Origin of the sequence: Bacillus sp. AFS088145 (assembly GCF_002564465.1) — a bacterium.
In the GTDB taxonomy this organism is placed as follows: Bacteria; Bacillota; Bacilli; order Bacillales; family Bacillaceae_G; genus Gottfriedia.
Window position 1 is genome coordinate 99,926 of the sequence record NZ_NUUX01000005.1, and the last position, 20,190, is coordinate 120,115.

The following is a 20,190-nucleotide window of genomic DNA, read 5'->3' on the forward strand; positions in this document are numbered from 1 at the left end:
TCTAATCCTCATTAGTAGCATAAAACAATTTGTCTAACTTTTTGGGTTCACTTCAATGTGGCTCTTTTTTATTTTGGAAAGATTTAAAAGCTGAAGTATGCCTGCTTTAAAGTATTATAGGTTCCTGTTGAAACATAAAACTATTAATAAAATTCATAATTTTTAGATATTTATCTCACTTTATGATAGGTCATTTATCCTGTTTTTTCGTCAAGGTAATAGAATTTTAGCTAAAAAAACAGTTATAGTATCTGATTTTTCCCAATTTTCAACTTAATAATTCTATCCGAAAAATAAAAAATCCGACAAAAAAATATAATTTTTTCCATGATATAACATATTTTTACCGCGATTTACATATTTTTGTATGTATTTTACATTTTTGCGCGCGAATTTGATTAAAAAGTTTGTTAGTGAACTAGGTTGATTTCCCCCAATACCCCTCCATTGGCATGAGATGTAAAATTTTAATGTATTAATTAATAGCCACGTAAGTAGGTGAATAGTAAAACTTTATTCGATTTTTAACTATTAATCTCTTTAGATTCAAAGTGGATGTAATTAAATACAAAATAAGAATATATGTATATAGGAGAGTTGTTATGAAAAACGGAAATTTTAAAGCGTTTAAAGTTATGTCTACTGCCGCTTTAGTATCATTACTTTTTACATCATTGGCTTTTGCAGACAACGATAACGTTACACCTCAAACTGATTCAACTGATGGAAGCTTAGAACAAGTAGCATCTTTATTTAATAAGAATAGGTTAGATTTATCTCAAGAAAACTCAATGTATAAAGAAGGCAACAGCCAAGAAGCTACAACAACGTTCAAACCAGATGAGAAAGTTCATTTAATCGTTGAAGTAGATGAGCCAGCGGTTAGTGAGCAAGCGACACCTGAGCATAAAAAAGTAATGTTTAAAGAAAAGCAAGACAATGTAATTGATGAAATTTCAAAAGAAAAAAATGCTAAATCACAAGCAGCTTTTAAAGTGAGACACCGTTACTTTGAAGGTTTTAATGGATTCAGTATTGAAACAGAATATAAAAATTTAAAAGATATCCAGTCGATTCCTGGCGTAAAGCATGTTGCAGTTGCTAGAACATTCCACGAAACGATGGCAGCAAGTAAAGAATTAGTACAAGCTCAAAAGGTGTGGGAGCAATATGGTTATAAAGGGGAAGGCTTATTAGTTGGGGTTGTAGATTCTGGTATTGATTGGACTCACAAAGATATGACACTATCAGATGCAGCTAAAGCGAAAGAAAAATGGACAAAGGATAAATTTGACCAGTTTGCAGGAACAACAGCTGTAAATGAAACTTGGTATTCAGATAAAGTACCATCTGGATATGACTGGGCAGACAATGATACGGATGTCATTCCTGGACCAAAAGGTAGCATCCATGGTACGCACGTTTCTGGAACGATTGGAGCAAATGGTGATGATGCGAATGGCGGAGTAGCTGGTATTGCACCTGGAGTTCAACTACTAGCGGAAAAGGTATTTTCTGATAACGGTAATCCCGGAGCTTCAGAGGATGATATTATCGCAGGAATCGAGCATGCTGTTACAATGGGCGCAGATGTAATTAACATGAGCTTAGGTACAGATGCAGGAAGAGTAGACGAAAATTATGATCCAATCCAAAAAGCAATCAGAAATGCGACTGAAAAAGGTACCCTTGTTGTAGTCGCTGCTGGAAATTCAGCATACAGTTCAAAGGCCTTACTAGTTCCTTCAACATTACAACCATATGCGGAAAATCCTGATATTGGAACGGTTGGTTCACCAGGAGTAAGTCCATTTGCATTATCAGTTGCTTCCTATGAAAATACTAAAATTCATATGAATGCAATTTCAGATGGAAGTCTAGCGGTTCCTTTCAAGGACCATACTCAATATGGACAAGCATTTAACGTATCTAATAATCTATTACCGAATACAAATTATGATTTGGTATATGTAAATGAAGGAAAAAAAGCGACTGATTATCCAAAAGGAAAAACGAATTACATTGCCGTAGTTAAACTTTTAAATTCATATAGTACAGTTTCATCTATACAATTTACTGCAAAGGCAGCAGGAGCAAAAGCTATCATTATGATACCACCTTCAAACTGGCCTGATTATGCAACTCTACCAGTAACTCCATCTGCAACACCAACTGCTTCAACAAGTAAATCGATTGGTCAGGCATTATTAGATAAAATGAGTAAAATGCCTACTGGGCAATATTTAAGTATGAAAAATATCGGCGATTATTGGGTAGATAATCCAGATAAAGACACGATGTCTTATTTCTCATCAATGGGTACGACACCTACATTAGACTTTAAACCAGAAATTTCGGCTCCGGGTGGAAACATTTATTCAACAATTCCTGGAAATAAGTATCAAGTAATGAGTGGTACATCAATGGCTACACCACATGTTGCAGGTGGTTCAACATTAGTATTACAATCACTTTATGAAAAAGGATTAAAACACTCAGAAGATACAGTTTTAAAAGCAAAAGTTGCATTAATGAATACATCTAAAATCGTGATGGATCCAAGAACAAATAGTGAAGTTCCATATTCACCACGTATTCAAGGTTCAGGTTTAATGCAAATTCAAAATGCGATTAATACACCAGTTATTGTGACAAATCGAAACGCTCCTTTAGAACAGGCTGGTTCGGTAGCATTAAAGGAAATCGGACAAAATACAAGCTTTAAATTAAACGTGGATGCTTTTAATGCACCTAAAGGGAAAAATAATAGTGATGATATTGAATACAATGTATATGTTGATTTATTAAGAGATAAGACAGTAACAAAGCAATTTGATTTAGACCATGATGGACAATTAGATTCAAAAGATTATTTAACCTTATCAAGTGAACAAATTAAGGGAGCAACAGTCACTGTAAATGATAATATCGTAACAGATAAAATAGGATCTACATTGAAAATCAAACCAGGTCAATCAAAAATGTTAACGGTTAATGTATCATTACCAGATTCATTAAAGAAAAATATTTTTGTTGAAGGCTATGTTCGTCTTGTACCAGTAGCAAAAGACCAAGATAAAGCTGTAACGATAACTATGCCTTATATGGGCTTCTATGGAAAATGGGATGAGCCACGAAACATCGATGCTCCAGCTTGGGAAAAAGATTCCTTTGCAGGTCGTACAGCACTTTGGAATGATAGTACAGAGGGGGGAGCGCCATTAGGATATAATGGAAAAGGCTTTGATTTAAATCATATTGCTTTCTCGCCAAACTATATAGATAATGGAATTTTTGGTGGAATGAGCGTTTTACGTAATTTAGATAAAGCTGAGATCTCTATTGAGGATTCTACGGGCAAACAACTCAGATATCTAGGTGACTATAGTGAGTATACTGGAACTGGAGAACCTTGGAAATTTAATAAAAACATAATGTTTAATCAAGATTATGGTTATAATTTATATCAATGGGATATGAAAGACTTATCAGGTAATTTTGTTCCTGATGGTACTTACTATTATGTAATTAAAACAACTTTAGCCTATCCAAACGCTAGACCACAAACTGTTAAAATGCCAATGATCGTTGATTCAGTTGCACCAAAAATTTCTAATATTAAGGTAACTCCAAAAGACGGTAAATATGTCATTACATTTGATGCGACAGATAATGCAACCGACTTTAACTTTGCCGATATTTATGTAAATGGAGCATTTTATGAACTAAGACCTGGCGAAACGACTTTGACAGTTAATTCAGAACCAAAAGGTATGGTATTTAGATCTATTGATTATGCAGGAAACATGGCTTGGACAACATGGGGAGATCAAAGTTATAATAAACAAAGTATGATAATGACAACTTGGGGCATTTCTCCATCTACTGGTGTAAACCAATCTAACCCAGCTAAAATTTCTGTTCTCGGTTATAATAGAATAGACTGGACGATTAATATTAAAGATGCTAGTGGAAAACTTGTCGATTCAGCGACATTCGAAAATGAGCATACATTTAGGACACCATGGGCACCAGATAAAGATCTACCAAATGGCACATATACAGTTACTGTAGATGGCGTTACAAAAGACGGCTTTAAAGTAACATCAACGCCTAAAACTATAACGGTTGTTCAGTAATCTAACATTTGAAAATATAATAAACAAAAAGGCTCAGTGGAAACTGAAGCCTTTTTGTTATGCCTTTTTAACCGTTAATTGTAATTTAAGTCGTCTTTATTATTTTTTAGTTTCCCTTGGAACAGAAGAATTAGTAATAAACTGATCGGAATAATGATTTGAAGTGGAATGTGAAGTAAATACGGCACTAAATGAATTCCCTCTAAATGGTGTTCAAGAAAACTAGAAGCCATCCATAAGGAAGTAATAACGGTAATAACGCCAATAGGATAAACTAGCTGATCGGTTTTCTTTACATTAAATAAATCTGCAGCCCCGGATACCGCGCAATAAAAGTAAATTGTAATTTTTACAAAGGCATTGCATACTGCAATTACAACAATGAAAGTATCCAATCTTTGGATGAAATCCGCAATATTAATATAACTAACTGATGTTAGAAGTGGATAGGTTGTTCTTTCAATAACGGAAGGACCTAAAATAGCAGTATTTAAAACTGCAAATAAGGTTAAGATAAGTCCCGAAAATAATAAGGCCGGTATTCCTACCTTTATTGCTAAATCTTGTTTATTTAAATGCGGCATAATCATTGTAAATGTTAGAACCTCACCAAAAGGTATTGTTAAAGAAATAGGAGAAGCTTTAAATACTGGTTTCCATCCGTTTTCTAAAACGGGTCTTAAATTATCGATTTTTATTAATTTTGAAATGATTTCAAATCCTATAAATAAGAAAACAAGAAACATGATCACGATAAATATAAATTCACATGAACGAGCGAATGTTTCTAGTCCTTTAGAAATTGCATACATGGTTAATAGCATCATGATTAATCCAATTGAAATTAAAGAAGAAGCATTATATAAAGTGATTGTTAATAAATCCTCAAAATCACGTAAAGCTCGTGCAGCAATATACAGAAAATATAAGACATATATTAATGCTAGTATTTTTCCTACATATTTTCCTAAAATAATTTGAATATATTTTGTAAAGGGGAGATCAGGAAATAATGAATATAACTTAATATACACTGCAAAGATTAAACAAGCTGCAATGAGTCCTATTAATAAACTAATCCATCCATCTTGTTTAGCTTTAGCAAATATTTCGACTGGTGGAGAAGCACTGACCCCAAACATAAAAATCATACAAAAGAATTGAAAACCACTTATATTTAATTTACGATTCATTTGAATTCCTTCTTTTGACTACTAATTTTTCTTCTAGATGTTTATTTTTTCCATAAAATTCTATTTTATTTAAGATTTTATCAACTAATTTTTTTTGACTAAAAATCTAGCTAGAAGTTTATCAAAATTTAGTATAATAATAGCAATCATAAATAAGAGGAATGAGGTGGTCATTTCGTGGAAATTAAGGTTGATGATTTAACTGGAACTGAAGTTGCTATGTTAATTAGCGAGCATCTACAAGGTATGACACAGCATTCTCCACTTGAAAGCATACATGCTTTAAATCTTGAAGGATTAAAGAAACCAGAAATTACGTTTTGGAGTGTATGGGAACAAAATGAATTAGTTGGATGTGGAGCTCTAAAAGAACTTGACCCATTACATGGGGAAGTAAAATCAATGAGAACTTCTTCGGCCCATTTAAGAAAAGGAGTAGCAAGGCGCATGCTCCAACACATCATCGAAGAAGCGAAAAGTAGAGGCTACAAGAGAATAAGTTTGGAAACAGGTTCAATGCAGGCTTTCGATCCAGCAAAAAAACTATATGAACTCTTTGGATTTAAGTATTGTAAACCTTTTGCTGATTATAAAGATGACCCTAATAGTGTTTTTATGACATTAGAATTGTAATATTTTTTACGTAAAGTTGCTGTTGTAGCAACTTTATTTAGTTTAATCCCCCAACTAATCTCCCCTAAATTAAAAGACTGAAAAAATTTTAAAATAAAATTAGTACCTAGTATTAATATCTGGTGATATAATATTGGAAAGATGTTAAAAAATATGACTGAGGTGACCATAATGCATAATTCAAAAGCACGTATCACTGCAATAGGTTCATATGTACCAGAAAAAGTATTAACAAATAAGGATTTAGAAAAAATAGTTGAAACAAATGATGAATGGATTGTAAAGCGAACTGGCATAAAAAAGAGAAGAATTGCTAATGAAAATGAATACACAAGTGACTTAAGCTTTAAAGCAATAAAAGACTTGATGGAAAAATACAATAAGTCTGTTGAAGATGTTGATATGGTTATCGTATGTACTTTAACGCCAGACTTCAAAACGCCAAGTGTTGCTTCAATTATTCAAGCAAAGCTTGGGATAAAAAGTGCTGGGGCAATTGATTTAAATGCTGCTTGCGCAGGTTTTACTTACGGATTGTATATGGCAAACGGATTAATTACATCCGGATTAAATCGAAAAGTTTTAGTAGTTGGGGCAGAAACTTTATCTAAAATAACCGATTATGAAGATCGCACAACTTGCATTCTATTTGGTGATGGCGCTGGTGCAGCATTAGTAGAGTATGATGAAGAACAACCTAGCTTCATTTCCTCTTACTTAGGATCAGAAGGAGAAAAAGGCAAACATTTATATTGTTCAAATTTATCAAATCAAATGTTTGGAGAAGAGATAATTAAAAACAATCATATCATTCAAAATGGACGCGAGGTATACAAATGGGCAGTTACGACAGTACCAAAAGGAATGCAAGCTGTACTAAACAATGGATCCACTTTATTAAATGAAGTCGATTGGTTTGTTCCACATAGTGCAAATTTAAGAATGATTGAATCAATCTGTGAAAGAAGTGAATTTCCAATTGATAAAACATTAAATAGCTTAGTAGAGTGCGGAAATACATCATCAGCCACGATTCCATTATCTTTAGTTAAGGGAGTAAAAGAAGGAAAACTTAAATATGGAGACAAGGTTTTACTGTATGGTTTTGGTGGTGGATTAACTCATGCAGGGTTACTTATTAATTGGACTTTGTAAAACAGCAAAAAGAAGCAAAAAGGTTCCTCTTGAGGGGTTCATGAGGAAGTAAAACAGCAAAAAGATGGTGTAAGGTTCCTCATGAGGGGCTCATGAGTAAGTAAAACAGCAAAAAGATGGTGTAAGGTTCCTCATAAGAGGTTCATGGGGAAGTAAAACAGCAAAAAGAAGCAAAATGCTTCCTCATGAGAGGTTCATGGGGAAGTAAAAAGGCAAAAAGATAGTGTAAGGTTCCTCATGAGAGGTTCATGAGGAAGTAAAAGAGCAAAAAGAAGCAAAAAGGTTCCTCATGAGGAAGTAAAAAATCAAGAAAATGAAAATAAGTTCCTCTTAACAGGCTCCAGTAACAACCGATTAATAAAGAGACTAAGTGACAAACTAATTTTTCAGCAATCCGAAGAAGTCTAATAGGTTCACAATTAGACTTCTTGTTTGTTTTTTTGTTTAGTCCAGTTACTCGATAAAAAATTTTTGGAAGGAAGAGTAATGTATGAATGTTTCTGTCTTAGGTTGCGGTAGATGGGGAACTTTTTTAGCTTGGTACGCTAATCGAGTTAGCCATAATGTCATTCTATGGGGAAGAGAAAACTCTAAAAATTTTATTGGCTTAAATCAGACAAGAAAAAATGACTATTTAAGCCTACCAGATGGAATTGAGTTAACGAGCTCTTTAGAAGGTGCATTGTCATTTGCAGAAGTCATTATTATATCAATTAGTGCCCAAGAGCTAAGAACATTTGCAAACCGCTTAAGTCAATATAAAGAAATACAAGGTAAAACTTTTATTCTTTGTATGAAAGGCATAGAATCTACTAATGGAAAAAGGCTGACACAAGTCTTTCGTGAAGAAGTTGGTAAAATTAGTAATGTAGCAGTTTGGGTAGGACCTGGTCATGTGCAGGACTTTGTAAGAAATATACCAAATTGTATGGTTATTGGTTCGGAGAATATTGAAGTGACAAAACAGATTGCTAAAGCATTTAACAGCGAGTTAATCCGATTTTATTACGGCCAAGATTTAATTGGTAATGAAATTGGAGCTGCAACCAAAAATGTTATGGGAATAGCTGCAGGAATGCTAGATGGATTGAATTATAGTAGTTTAAAAGGATCATTAATGGCTAGAGGTACTAGAGAAATTTCTCGTTTAATAAGAGCCATGGGGGGAAATGATTTAACAATTTACGGTTTAAGTCATTTAGGAGACTATGAGGCAACACTCTTTTCAATGCATAGTCATAATCGAAAGTTTGGACAGGCATTTGTTGAAGGAAAACCGTTTGATAAATTAGCGGAAGGGGTTTCTACAATTAAGGCTTTAAAGGAACTTTCTGATCAGTATGATGTTGAACTACCGATTTGTAACGCATTGTTTGAAATTATTTATGAACATAAAAATGCGAAAGACACTTTAGAGGAATTATTTTTAAGACCAATAAAATTTGAATTCTAAAAAAATGAAATTTTATTTCGGTTATTTTAGAAAAAGATAATAAATCTATTGTTTTTTTACTATTTTCACAAAATGAACCTGTAATTTTCCTTAAAATACGAACGTTATTATTTATTTTTTTAAAAAAGTTCATGTTTTGCATTGAAAATATATTTCGAGTTTGATATATTAGCAGTGTAATCATTCATAACATTACTCGTATATGCTTAGTAATATGGTCTGAGCGTTTCTACCTGGTTCCCAATGAAAGAACTAGACTACGGGTTAAAGTATACTTGGTTTCATTTTTTGTAACCAATCATGATGGTTGGCATTTATTGCTGATCTATACTTTATCTTTCGTAGGTCTAGAAGGTAGAGATTGTTCTACTTTTTCTAGACCGTTTTTTTTGACTAAAACATCGAGTGTGATCATCATCAAGGGGGAAAAAACATTGTTAAAAAAATACGGTTTATTAGGAATCATTTCGGCACTATTAATCTCTGTATCTGTAGGTTATAACTTTAAATCGAACACTGCAGAAGCAAAAACAAAACATCTTAAACCAATTATTATTGAGGGACCAATGCCAATTGAGGCTGAAAAGTTTGCAAGTCAGCTAAAAAATGTAAAAATTGAAAAATCAGGTAGTTTTGTATTTTACAAAGGTACTTTAGATAATTATCCAGTTATTGTAGCAAAAACAGGTAAAGGTATGGAAAACACTGCTGCTGCTACAGCGATTGCAATTGAAAAATATAAACCAATCGCAATTATTAACCAAGGTACATCTGGTGGTCATGATGCAAATTTAAATGTTTTTGATATCGTATTAGGTAAAAATACAACTAATATTGGTTCTTTAAAAACAGAAACGAAGGACGAAAACCAAGGTATTGATGCAACGGAGTGGAAACCAATGGACTTAATGGCTTCAGAAGGTAGTGCAGGTGAAGATCCAAATGCTGAAAAACCACGTTTTTACGAAGGTAATAAAGATTTATTAGCAGCTGCAAATGCTGTGAAAAACAAATACACTAAAGGTAAGGTTGTAGAAGGTACAATCGGATCTGCAGACGTTTGGAACAATGAGGTTGATCGCATTAAATGGTTCCATACTAAATATGGAACTTCAGTAGAAGAAATGGAAGGCGCTGCTGCGGCTCAAATCTCTCAAGCATATAATGTAGCTTTCTTAGGAATTCGCGTATTATCAAACAATAAAACAAATGGCGGTAAATATGATTCAACTACAGCTGATGCTTGTCAGGGGTATGTAATGGAAGTAGTTAAGAAATATATTTCTACAAATCCAAGTAAATAATCATTTAGAAAAAGAGATAGTTTAAAGTATCTCTTTTTCTTTTTTTAGGTTCTGTTCATAGATTTTATTATACTTTTACCCAGTTATTTTAACCACCATAATTCAACTGGATTTAATTCATACTGATTATTTTCGCGATACATATATTGACACATAATGAGCTCTCGTCTCAATGTAGCGTAATCTTCATGAAATTCCTTCAAATATTCATTGATTTCTTTTTCTTGATAAACTCTACCAAATTCTAAGCCTTTAATCATATGCGCTAAAACGACAAGCTTTTTCTTTCGTTGAGCAGGATAATTTTTAAGTTTGCCTTCCTTGGTAAAGAAATTATTGATAATGCTTGAACGTTCACTTTCAGTAACTGACATTTCCATATTGGAATCTCCTCCTGTTCCTACTGTAAAAATTGCTTTCGCATTCATTTCTAAAATTTTAGTATTTAGAGAGAAATAGATTGTATTTTTATCTCGGCGTTCTTTAATCAGACCAACCTCTCTAAGCTTTGACATATGATGGGTAATTGTTGGGGGTTTAAGACTTAATTTATTAGCAATTTCTTGCCCACTTAAATGACCTTGCTGAAGTAAAGCAATAATGCGTACACGAGTAAGATCACCTAAAGCTTTATGGAAATCTACAATTTTACTTAATTGCACTTAATATACACCTACTTTTATACTTATCTAATTAGATAATAGTCTAATTAGAGTTTTATTTCAATAAGTAGTATTCACCATAAGTAAATTTAGTTATTTTTTACTAAAATTTATATTTAAATTAGATACGAAATTTTGTTGTGCAGTATGTAAAAGAATCAGGAATCTTACTATTTTACTTCGAAGGCACTAAGGTAAAGAATGTGGTGAAAATAGTGAGGCTATTATTTTATATGAACTAGGAGCATTACAAACAATACTCATACAGTTTTTTAAAACAAGTCAAATTGGTTTGCTTTAGACATTCCAATTTTTCTCATTTATATAGGGAAAAAGTATTAGGGTTGCATATTGGCATAATCGGAAATAACTGCTATGCTAATTAAGTGAAAAGTTTAAAAAGGGGGAATTTTCATGCAAATAATGGGTTTATCTGGTACTAGTTTAAAACGAAGGGGATTTAATAGATAAAGAGAGGTAGAAAGAGCGTGGGGATACTAAAGTTTCACAAAAATATTAAAATTCGATTACTTGAATCGTTCTTAAGTTCGTCAATTGGAAGCATGATTTTTCCATTTATGGCGATTTATTTATCTAAGCATTTTGGGGTAAAACAAGCAGGATTACTTTTGCTTGTAAATGTATTTGTCGGCATTATTATGAACTTTTTTGGTGGTTATTTTTCGGATCAGTTTGGCCGAAAAAAGACGATAGTGTTTGCCGAAACAATTCGGTTACTCGCGTTTATTACGATGATGCTTTGTAATTCACCTTGGTTTTCATCACCTCTTATTACATTCTTTATGATGACTTTAAATAGTATTTGTTGGGGACTAGCAGGGCCTGCAAATCAAGCAATGTTAATAGATGTGAGTAAGCCAGAGGAACGAAAGCTTATGTATTCAATCATGTACTGGTCGAACAATTTATCAATTGCGATTGGTGGTATGCTTGGAGGATTTTTATTTAAATCATATTTATTTGAATTATTATTAGCACTGTCAGTTGCGTCACTTGTTACATGGGTCTTAATTACGTTCTTTGTTGAAGAAAGCTTAGTTACTGAAAAGACGGAAACAAAGACGATTGCTCATCATGCTCAAAAAATGATTTCAAATTATCGTGACGTTTTTCAAGATAAGCTCTTTATTCTTTATGTACTGGCAGGTTTGCTAGTACTTTCAATGGAATTCCAATTAACAAATTATATAAGTATTCGATTAGCGAATGATTTCCACACACAACATTTATTGAACTGGACATTTGGTGGAATCGAGATGAATGGTTTCCTACGTACAGAAAATACGATACTAGTAGTTGTAATGGCACTTTTCGCTTCTAAAATAGTAGGAAAATTGGATGATCGGAAAACGTTAATATGGAGTTGTATTGCATTTGTTGGTGGATATGCAGTGATTTCATATAGTAACTCTATTTGGCTATTATTTATAGCAATGTTCATCGCAACAGTTGCGGAAGTATTAAGAGTACCGGTTCAACAAAACTATATGGCTAACTTGCCAGCTGACGAAACAAGGAGTTCCTATATGGCGGTTGCAGGTTTAACATTTAATTTAGCGATGTTTATCTGCTCGATAACCGTTTCTCTAAGTGCATACTTATCGAATTTCGCGACATCTTTCTTTTTAACAAGTTTAGGTGTAATCGGTATTCTTATATTTGTACGAATTACTCCTGCATTAGAAAGAAGAATTAAGGGAGAAATATTGCAGGAGCAGGGACAGACTGCAGGAATAAATTCTTAAGTTACAGGGAGTTGCCTTTTGCAGCTCTCTTTTTTTGTAGAGAAGGTGAATAGGCAAATCCTTTAGCTTGAGGTTATCTTTTCCATATTAGGACAACTTAATGGTAAAGGTGGTGTTTTTATGAACCGACGTTTAATCGTTGTTATAATCAGTACTTTTACATTTTTTACTTGTTCTTCCGTAAGTGCGCGACAAGCTGAACGAGTGGTTATGAATGGCATTCCAAGTGATGTATGGCAGGAAAATATCTATTTAATCGCTGACCGAATTGATCAGAAAGAATACCGGAATTTTGATGTTCAAATTGGAAATGAAGGTTTTTTATATCACTTCCCAACATGGAAAAGTGGGAAGTATGGTACGAAAATGTTTAGTGAAGATTTAAATAAAGATAAACAAAATGAAGTTATTATCGTATTGGATAATTTTAATGATCCGATTCATTTATTGCAAATTAGTACTAACGATGACCAAAGCCATGAATATAAGGAAGTTCCAATTGAATCGGTGCCTGACGCCGTTAAACGTCTTGTAGAAATGGAGAAAAAAGGGGATATTGTAACCATAACAACAAAACAAAAAACTTATAAAGTTAATTTGAAATCGTTAGGGTTTAAAGATACGTCTTCTGACGATAGTGTATATACCCATGTACCAGTGGACTATATGGTTGAAAAGAAAAAACTAGTTGCCGATGCTGTCGTAATGATTTCAACCGACGGTGGAGGAGCAATTGGAAATTTGAAGCTTTTTTATGATTGGAATGGAAAAAAATATGAGGTTCATACGATTACTTTTGAGAAGTATAATCGGAAAAGATAGTAAGAGCATCTGTTGAGGTGCTTTTTTTTTGTTAAAAACAGGGAAATGTAAATAAAAAAGAGTAATCGCAATTAAAAAAAGCAAAATCACAATTAAATCTTTGAAATGCTCTTATAAGTAGCTAGTTTAGTTAGTTTAATTAGGAGATTACTACTTTTTACGTCACTACAAGGAAAAATCAAGAAAAATTGAAGGACTTTTCATCACTATGAAGGTATATATATTTTTAAAAAGAGTGGTGCGAGGTGGAAGATTTGATTATTAGGAAAGCTACAATGTCAGATGCGAAAGGCATTGCTAAAGTTCATGTTGATAGTTGGAAAACTACTTATCGAAATATAGTTCCTAACGAGTTTTTAGAGAAGTTGTCATAGGAACAAAGAGAAAAATTGTGGAATCATAATCTTTCAAAAGAGGGGGATTATGTAGTTGTAGCTGAAAATGATGACGGGGAAATTATAGGTTTTGCAGATTGTGGAAAAAGAGAGAGGAATCAAGTCGATCACTCTGGTGACTTAACATCTATTTATCTTCTTGAGGAATATCAAGGTAAAGGAGTAGGAAAGCAATTAATGAAACAATTATTCCTTCAGTTTCAAAAATGGGGGTATAATCGGGTGTTCGTCGAGGTTTTAGAAGACAATAAAACGCGCTTTTTCTATGAATATTATGGTGCTGAGTTATTGAAAACAGATAAGATTACATTCTCAGGAACTGAATTGAATTTACTAATTTATGAATGGGAAAATGTAAATCAAGTATTAGCTAAATTGTAATAAAATTAAATTTTATTATTTAATAAAACACAAAAAAACTACCAATTATTCAATAAGAATAGTTGGTAGTTTTTTTGTTATTTTGGTCCTAATTGACTCATAAGAGTTGTTGTATCAAATAATCCACGATGAGATAAAATTTTACTATTTTCTACTTTGAATTCTCTAAATAAAGATACTTTTACCGAATTTCCGGTTGGGGCATTTCCTCTAAAAAATCCAGGGTTTGTTCCTGTGAATTCCAGTCTTGAGATAACAGTTTCTCCTTGGGAGACAATTTCTTTAATCGTGTAATGGCTATCTGGGAAGCCTGTGAAAATTACGTTAGCGAATTGTTTTAATCCTTCTGTTGAACCGTAAGAGTAATCTTTGTAATCAAGTGATAAAAAATTGGTGGTGGATCTTAGTAGGGAAGGGGTACAAAGATGTGAAACGGTAATTGATCCGAGGTTTAAAGTACAAACCAGGGAGGACGGAACTGGGTGGATTGAAGATTGGATTACACAAACTGAAATACCATTTTTAGTCCAAATATTCATTGCAATCGGAAAAGATGCGTCTGTGAAGGAACCGACCGTGCTAATCCAAAGTATAAGGGAAAAGCTTTCTGAAGTATTGGAGTGGTATAAAATTGAATCATAAAGTCTTATATAAATAGCAAAAAAAACTGTAATAAAGCTATCGCCTTATTACAGTTTTTTTATCATGTTATACCATTTTACTCCACCATGTGTTGAGCTAGAAATACCGTTATTGATGTAGCCATGGTTTTCGTAAAATTGAATTAAGTTTTCTTTACATGTAAGAGTTATTGAATCACGTTTATTTTCTTTTGAAACTTTTTCGATATGAGAAAGCAATATTGATGCGATCCCTTTATTTTGGTTTTGTGGAGCAACTGCTATCCCTAAGATACTTTGATGACCACCAGTAGATGGATTTTTTTTAATTTCGCTAAATAAATCATCTGTAATGAAAGTCTCATTTATAACAGGACCGTTTACTAAACCAACTAATTTACCATTTTCCTCAGCTACAAAAAAACTATCGGGAATTAATTTAATGCGTTTTTCGAATGCCTGTTTTGTTGCTGCCTCTTCTTTTGAAAAACAAAGATGCTCAATTTCTACCAGTTCAGTTAAATCTTCCAATCTTACATTTCGTATGTTTAGCATGATTTTATTCCCTCCATTTTTCTTAATTATATTATATTAATTTTATAGCTTACAAACTATTTAAACTAGCATTTTGTATAGTGGTTGAACAAAATGAAATAAAAAGATGTTGACAGAATTATGAAATAACCCCTATAATACAAAACATATTAAAAAAAGAAACAAGCTACTAATGTTAGATTAATATAGTTTTAAGCAATGAAGGGAATATAAGTAGTACTTATCTCAATGTAATAGAGAGCTGATGGTTGGTGGAAATCAGTACAAAGATAAGGATGAATTTCGGTCCTGGAGCTATTTTTTTCGAAGTAAAGTTTAATCTTTACTGAGGGAAAAACGGTCAAATTTGATCGTTATCAAATTTTTAAGAGGCAGAATATTTCTGCAACTAGGGTGGTACCGCGAATAATTCGTCCCTACTGATACAATCAGTAGGGACTTTTTTATTAGTTTAAAACTGAATATAGAATATGCAATGAAGGGAATACAGTAATGTTTGTTTCACTGTTTAAGAGAGCTGATGGATGGTGTGAATCAGTACAAAAACAAGCATGAATTACGATCCTGGAGCATCTTTTTCGAAGTAAAGGTCGACATTTACTTTGAATAAGACGGTCATCGATCGTTAAATAAAACAAGTGGCAGATTTAATTCTGCAATTAGGGTGGTACCACGGTGAAAATCGTCCCTGTCGTTAGTGGCAGGGGCGATTTTTTTTTATAAAATCACAAGCTAGAAAGAGGAGATAGAAAATGGAATTACAAAAAAATTTACTACCAAGACATATTCGTTTCATGGCACTCGGTGGAGCAATTGGCACTGGTATTTTTAAAGGAACATCAGAAACTGTATCGATTGCAGGACCCGCAGTTATTTTTTCATATTTGTTTGCTGGATTATTGCTTCTTGTTGTGATGAGTGCGATTGCGGAAATGGCTATTGCGTTTCCAGGTTTGAATATGAAAGGATTTATTCGTAAAGCGTTTGGTACAAGAGTTTCTTTCGTAATTGGTTGGTTGTACTGTTTTATGTGGTTAGTTGTTTGTGTTATTGAAGTAATCGCAGCTGGTAGCTTTCTACAATATTGGTTTCCTTCACTGTCGTTATGGTCTTTAAGTTTTATTAGTGCAATTTTTATTGTGGCTGTTAATTTTATGAATGTGAAACGATATGGTGAAATAGAATTTTGGTTTGCAGGAATTAAAATTACAATGATTGTTTTATTTATTGCGTTAGGCGCTGGAATTTTATTTGGAATTATTCCAAGTGATCATAGCGGTTATGTACAAAATTATGTTCAGCATAAAGGATTTTTCCCACATGGCTGGTCAGGAGTATTTTCTGCTTTATTAATAGTCATTTTTTCTTACGGTGGTTCAGAACTAATTGGATTGACTTTAACAGAAACAAAAGACGCAGAAAAAGTAATACCAAAAGTTATAAAAGGGGTTATTTGGAGAATTGTTTTATTCTACACGCTTCCAATTCTGATTATTTGCGGATTAATTCCATGGAATGAAATTGGTAATCAAGAAAGTCCATTTGTTCAAGTTTTATCAACAGTAGGTTTCCAAGGTGCAGCTCATATTATGAACTTTGTTCTCATTACGGCGGTTTTATCTGCTGCAAATTCAGGAATTTATGGTTGTACACGAATGATGTATTCATTAGCAACTGAAGGTGAAGCGCCAAAGGTTTTTGCAAAAATTTCTAAAAATGGTGTACCAGTTTATACGGTGATTGTAAGTGCAATTATTTTAATTGGGGGCACTTTTGTAGCATATTTTTCACCTGATCGAGTATTCGGTTATTTAATGGCGATTCCTGGATTTACAGTATCATTAGTATGGATCAGTATTTGTTTAGCACAATTGAAGCTTCGCAAAACTTATACTAAGATGCCACACTATAAAGTATGGGGATTTCCGTACGTAACAACCTTTACAGTAATTGCATTAGGTGTGAGCTGTGTAGCATTTGCATTCAGTGAACAGAACAGGTTAAGTATTTTTGTATGCTTAGGAATGTTGATTGTATTAATTTTATGTTCATTTACAACAGGAAAAAAACAAATTCATTAAACAAAAAATAAAGGGCACCTCATTTGGTGCCCAAACTTATATCGATAAATTATTGATTGTTAGCCAATGCTAAAAGCTGTTCATTTACATTTTCATTTACAACTCCGCCATGGTAACAAATGATTGTTTCAATATCATATTTTGTTAATTTTTTAATGGACAATAGCGCTGTTTCCATATCAGGTGTAGCATTTGGATTTGGCCCCATAATTACGCCATCAGCTGCGACAACAGCATCACCTGCAATTAATGTTTTGCTTTGTTGATGATATAAACAAATGTGACCAGGAGTATGTCCAGGTGTAAAGATCACAGTGATTCCACCAGCATATGGTAAAACTTCTTCGTCAGATAAAGTTGTATTAACTTTAGCATTAAGTGGTGTATCATAGATTGCTTTTATTTTTTTTCCTATTTCTTCAGGAACAGATTCAATCATTTTTGCGATTCGTTCTGGATTTACTTTAATTAAAGCTTTATCGCCTTCAATATATGGCTTGTCTTCTTTATGTGCAAGCACTTTAATTTCTTGATGAGCAGTTTTTAAAAGCTCAGCAAGGCTCCCAATATGATCAATGTCTTGATGTGTAAGAATGATTTTAGACAGCTTGTTAAATTCTAATCCGGCTTTTTCTATCGCTTCACGAATTTCCCCAGTTTGCCCTGGCATTCCTGTATCTACTAAGATCACTTCTTGTTCATCCCAAAGTAATGTTGGGTTAATAATATTTACCTGTCCTGTAAAGTTCATTTCTAATTCAATTGTTTCAATACCTTTAGCTATTTTCATTTAAATGGTAAAAGCTTTTATTGCCTTTACCACACCTCCCTTTGTTTTATGTGAGCACTAAACTAGACATCTAAGGAAAGTTGCCTAGTTTAGTGTTCACATTATTTTTTTTGCTAAAAACTTATTTTACTTTTGCGTTTTTGAAACAGAAGAAATAAAGTCATCAATCATAACGTCAAAGCTGTCATCTACATTTACTGGATGTTGGAAATATCCAAGGAAATTCATAGAGACAAATCCGTGTAAAATGCTTCTTAATGCACGGCCTTGATGAATTAATAAAGTAGGGTCCGTAATATAAAACTTTAGAATTTGATGAATAATTCCAGTAGTTTCCCTAGCAAGTCGTTTAACATCATCATTTTCTGTACTCGGGATATTCATAAAAAGTCCATAACCAGTTCTATTATCAAATGCAAAATCACGGTATACATAAGCAATTTCTCTAATCGCTTGTTCACCACTTTTACCGACTAATCGTTGCATTAAAGTAGAATTTAATTTATTTAAAAGTGAAATCGTCATTTTCAATTTTAAATCGTCCATATTCGCAAAATGGTTATATAAAGATGGATATTTAATATCTAGTTTCTCTGCAATTTTTGGAAAGGTTACTTGATTAAGTCCGATTTCATTAGCCAATGAAAAAGCCACTTCAATAATTTTTTCTTTTGTTAAATTTCTTTTTTGAACCATTTTTTTGCTCCCGTCTCATGTTTAGGTAAGTTGTTTTTTAAAGAATATTAGGCTGATTTCCACTACCAATCAACTTATGTCCTTAAAGATACAATACCTAAATACAAAGTATTTTTAAAGAGAGACTATATTACTGAAAATAGTTTAACACTTCTGATGATAATTAGTAAACTATAAAATATAATTTACAAACTATAAAATATAATTTACAAACTATAAAATATAGTTTAGTGTTATTTGTATATTAAAACTTATTGTTATTTTTTATTTGTCTCATTCTCGGGACTTTTTTATATTGATTTTAATTTTTATCAAAAAGGAGGGGGAAATCTTGTTATTGTGGAAAAGAAATTTGATTGTTTGTTGGTTTGGAATGTTTGTAACGAGCATTGGGATGAGCCAACTTGGTCCGGTATTACCCCTATATATTGATAAACTTGGTGTTCATAATTCTGCATTAATTAGTCAATTTTCAGGGATTGCTTTTGGAGTAACTTTTATTATTTCAGCCATTTTTTCTCCTATTTGGGGTTTGGCAGCGGATAAGTTTGGACGAAAACCAATGCTGCTAAGAGCAAGTCTTGGTATGTCGATTATTATTTTTTGTATGGGTTTCGCACATAATGTCTATGTTTTAATTGGTTTAAGACTTTTACAAGGTGTCATTACCGGTTACGGTACAGCTTGTACAACTCTAATCGCAACGCAAACAGATAAAGAGCATGCGGGATCGGCATTAGGTACACTTTCAACTGCAAGTATAGCAGGTTCATTACTTGGTCCTATGATTGGAGGTTATATTGGAGAGACTGTAGGCTTACAAAATGTGTTTTTTTTAACAGGTGCACTCATGATGGTTGCGTTTGTTACAACAGCATTATTTGTAAAAGAATCATTTACTCGCCAAGATAAAAAAGTGCTTAAGTTTAAGGAAATATGGAGTATTATTCCGGATAAAAGCTTAATGATCACAATGTTCATTACTTTTTTTGTTTTAACAATAGCGCTTTATTCGATAGAACCAGTCATTACTGTCTACATTTCTCAGCTATCTGCTCATTCTACACATGTAGCATTGCTAGCGGGTATGGCATTTTCAGCATCAGGCTTGGCAAGTATTATTGCTGCTCCGAGATTAGGTAAGATTTCAGATCGAATTGGTCCACATAAAGTTATATTCGTTGCACTGATTGTTTCAGGTCTAATGGTTATACCCCAAGCATTTGTAAAAAACGCTTGGGAATTGATGGGACTACGATTTATTTTAGGTTTGGCAACGGCGGGCTTAACTCCGTCTATTAATACATTAGTTAAACGAATTACACCTGATGCCATTACCGGTCGAGTATTTGGATTTAATATGTCAGCTGGATATTTAGGCGTATTTGTCGGTTCCATTTTAGGTGGGCAAATTGGAGCATATTTAGGTGTGAAATACGTATTTTTTGTTACAAGTGCATTATTGCTACTTAATGCAATTTTGGTTTATGTTAAAGTGAATAAGAAATTGAATGTAAAAGAAGATTTTAAATTATCGATGTAAAA

16 protein-coding genes, 1 pseudogene, 1 riboswitch and 2 other annotated features are annotated in these 20,190 nt (G+C 33.0%); of the genes and pseudogenes, 11 read left to right on the forward strand and 6 right to left on the reverse strand.

The window, feature by feature from the left end:
- The first annotated feature begins 602 nt into the window (after window positions 1–602).
- A complete protein-coding gene (locus COI44_RS02460) occupies window positions 603–4,139 on the forward strand; it encodes a S8 family serine peptidase (protein ID WP_098426497.1) in 3,537 nt (1,178 codons plus the stop codon).
- Window positions 4,140–4,213: 74 nt separating this feature from the next.
- Here COI44_RS02460 and COI44_RS02465 read toward each other — a convergent pair whose 3' ends face one another.
- Window positions 4,214–5,332, reverse strand: a complete 1,119-nt coding sequence (locus COI44_RS02465) for a GerAB/ArcD/ProY family transporter (RefSeq protein WP_098426498.1) — start codon at window positions 5,330–5,332, stop codon at window positions 4,214–4,216.
- A 177-nt stretch (window positions 5,333–5,509) separates the two neighbouring features.
- Here COI44_RS02465 and COI44_RS02470 point away from each other — a divergent pair, with 177 nt between their 5' ends.
- From COI44_RS02470 to COI44_RS02485, 4 genes are all read left to right on the forward strand, one after another.
- Window positions 5,510–5,965 carry a GNAT family N-acetyltransferase gene (locus COI44_RS02470; protein WP_098426499.1) on the forward strand — a complete coding sequence of 152 codons (456 nt, stop codon included), beginning with the start codon at window positions 5,510–5,512 and terminating at the stop codon, window positions 5,963–5,965.
- A 171-nt stretch (window positions 5,966–6,136) separates the two neighbouring features.
- Complete coding sequence (locus tag COI44_RS02475) at window positions 6,137–7,120, forward strand: ketoacyl-ACP synthase III (RefSeq protein WP_179886985.1); 984 nt, start codon at window positions 6,137–6,139, stop codon at window positions 7,118–7,120.
- 490 nt (window positions 7,121–7,610) lie between these two features.
- Window positions 7,611–8,573, forward strand: coding sequence for an NAD(P)H-dependent glycerol-3-phosphate dehydrogenase (locus COI44_RS02480; protein WP_098426500.1), 963 nt, complete (start codon window positions 7,611–7,613; stop codon window positions 8,571–8,573).
- Window positions 8,574–8,749: 176 nt separating this feature from the next.
- Window positions 8,750–8,853, forward strand: a riboswitch (purine riboswitch).
- 199 nt (window positions 8,854–9,052) lie between these two features.
- Window positions 9,053–9,877: a 5'-methylthioadenosine/S-adenosylhomocysteine nucleosidase gene (locus tag COI44_RS02485; RefSeq protein ID WP_483295458.1), complete on the forward strand. Its 825-nt coding sequence runs from the start codon at window positions 9,053–9,055 to the stop codon at window positions 9,875–9,877.
- 83 nt (window positions 9,878–9,960) lie between these two features.
- On the opposite strand, the gene COI44_RS02490 is transcribed toward COI44_RS02485, so the two are convergent.
- Complete coding sequence (locus COI44_RS02490; RefSeq protein WP_098426501.1) at window positions 9,961–10,539, reverse strand: DUF2087 domain-containing protein; 579 nt, start codon at window positions 10,537–10,539, stop codon at window positions 9,961–9,963.
- A gap of 488 nt (window positions 10,540–11,027) precedes the next feature.
- Between COI44_RS02490 and COI44_RS02495 the strand changes: the two genes are divergently transcribed.
- From COI44_RS02495 to COI44_RS02505, 3 genes and pseudogenes are all read left to right on the forward strand, one after another.
- Window positions 11,028–12,305 carry an MDR family MFS transporter gene (locus tag COI44_RS02495; RefSeq protein ID WP_098426502.1) on the forward strand — a complete coding sequence of 426 codons (1,278 nt, stop codon included), beginning with the start codon at window positions 11,028–11,030 and terminating at the stop codon, window positions 12,303–12,305.
- Window positions 12,306–12,425: 120 nt separating this feature from the next.
- The gene (locus COI44_RS02500; RefSeq protein ID WP_098426503.1) at window positions 12,426–13,127 is read left to right on the forward strand and encodes a hypothetical protein; all 702 of its coding nucleotides are present in this window, start codon (window positions 12,426–12,428) and stop codon (window positions 13,125–13,127) included.
- 254 nt (window positions 13,128–13,381) lie between these two features.
- Window positions 13,382–13,903, forward strand: a pseudogene (locus COI44_RS02505) (GNAT family N-acetyltransferase).
- Between the two features lie 77 nt (window positions 13,904–13,980).
- Here COI44_RS02505 and COI44_RS02510 read toward each other — a convergent pair.
- Entirely contained in the window at window positions 13,981–14,436 is a 456-nt protein-coding gene (locus COI44_RS02510) for an ester cyclase (RefSeq protein ID WP_483295459.1), read from the reverse strand.
- On the opposite strand from COI44_RS02510, the gene COI44_RS24940 reads away from it, so the two are divergent.
- Window positions 14,342–14,545, forward strand: a complete 204-nt coding sequence (locus tag COI44_RS24940) for a hypothetical protein (RefSeq protein WP_483295460.1) — start codon at window positions 14,342–14,344, stop codon at window positions 14,543–14,545. The genes COI44_RS02510 and COI44_RS24940 overlap by 95 nt on opposite strands.
- A 47-nt stretch (window positions 14,546–14,592) precedes the next feature.
- On the opposite strand, the gene COI44_RS02515 is transcribed toward COI44_RS24940, so the two are convergent.
- Window positions 14,593–15,078, reverse strand: coding sequence for a GNAT family N-acetyltransferase (locus tag COI44_RS02515; RefSeq protein WP_098426505.1), 486 nt, complete (start codon window positions 15,076–15,078; stop codon window positions 14,593–14,595).
- 189 nt (window positions 15,079–15,267) lie between these two features.
- Window positions 15,268–15,499 (forward strand) — a binding site (T-box leader).
- A gap of 45 nt (window positions 15,500–15,544) precedes the next feature.
- Window positions 15,545–15,771: a binding site (T-box leader), on the forward strand.
- 59 nt (window positions 15,772–15,830) lie between these two features.
- Between COI44_RS02515 and COI44_RS02520 the strand changes: the two genes are divergently transcribed.
- Window positions 15,831–17,159, forward strand: coding sequence for an amino acid permease (locus COI44_RS02520; RefSeq protein ID WP_098426506.1), 1,329 nt, complete (start codon window positions 15,831–15,833; stop codon window positions 17,157–17,159).
- Between the two features lie 49 nt (window positions 17,160–17,208).
- Here the strand turns inward: COI44_RS02520 and COI44_RS02525 are convergent, their stop codons facing one another.
- Window positions 17,209–17,949, reverse strand: coding sequence for an MBL fold metallo-hydrolase (locus COI44_RS02525; protein WP_098426507.1), 741 nt, complete (start codon window positions 17,947–17,949; stop codon window positions 17,209–17,211).
- Between the two features lie 126 nt (window positions 17,950–18,075).
- Window positions 18,076–18,645, reverse strand: a complete 570-nt coding sequence (locus COI44_RS02530) for a TetR/AcrR family transcriptional regulator (RefSeq protein ID WP_097979166.1) — start codon at window positions 18,643–18,645, stop codon at window positions 18,076–18,078.
- A gap of 331 nt (window positions 18,646–18,976) precedes the next feature.
- Here COI44_RS02530 and COI44_RS02535 point away from each other — a divergent pair, with 331 nt between their 5' ends.
- Window positions 18,977–20,188: a multidrug efflux MFS transporter gene (locus COI44_RS02535; RefSeq protein WP_098426508.1), complete on the forward strand. Its 1,212-nt coding sequence runs from the start codon at window positions 18,977–18,979 to the stop codon at window positions 20,186–20,188.
- The last annotated feature ends 2 nt before the right edge of the window (window positions 20,189–20,190 follow it).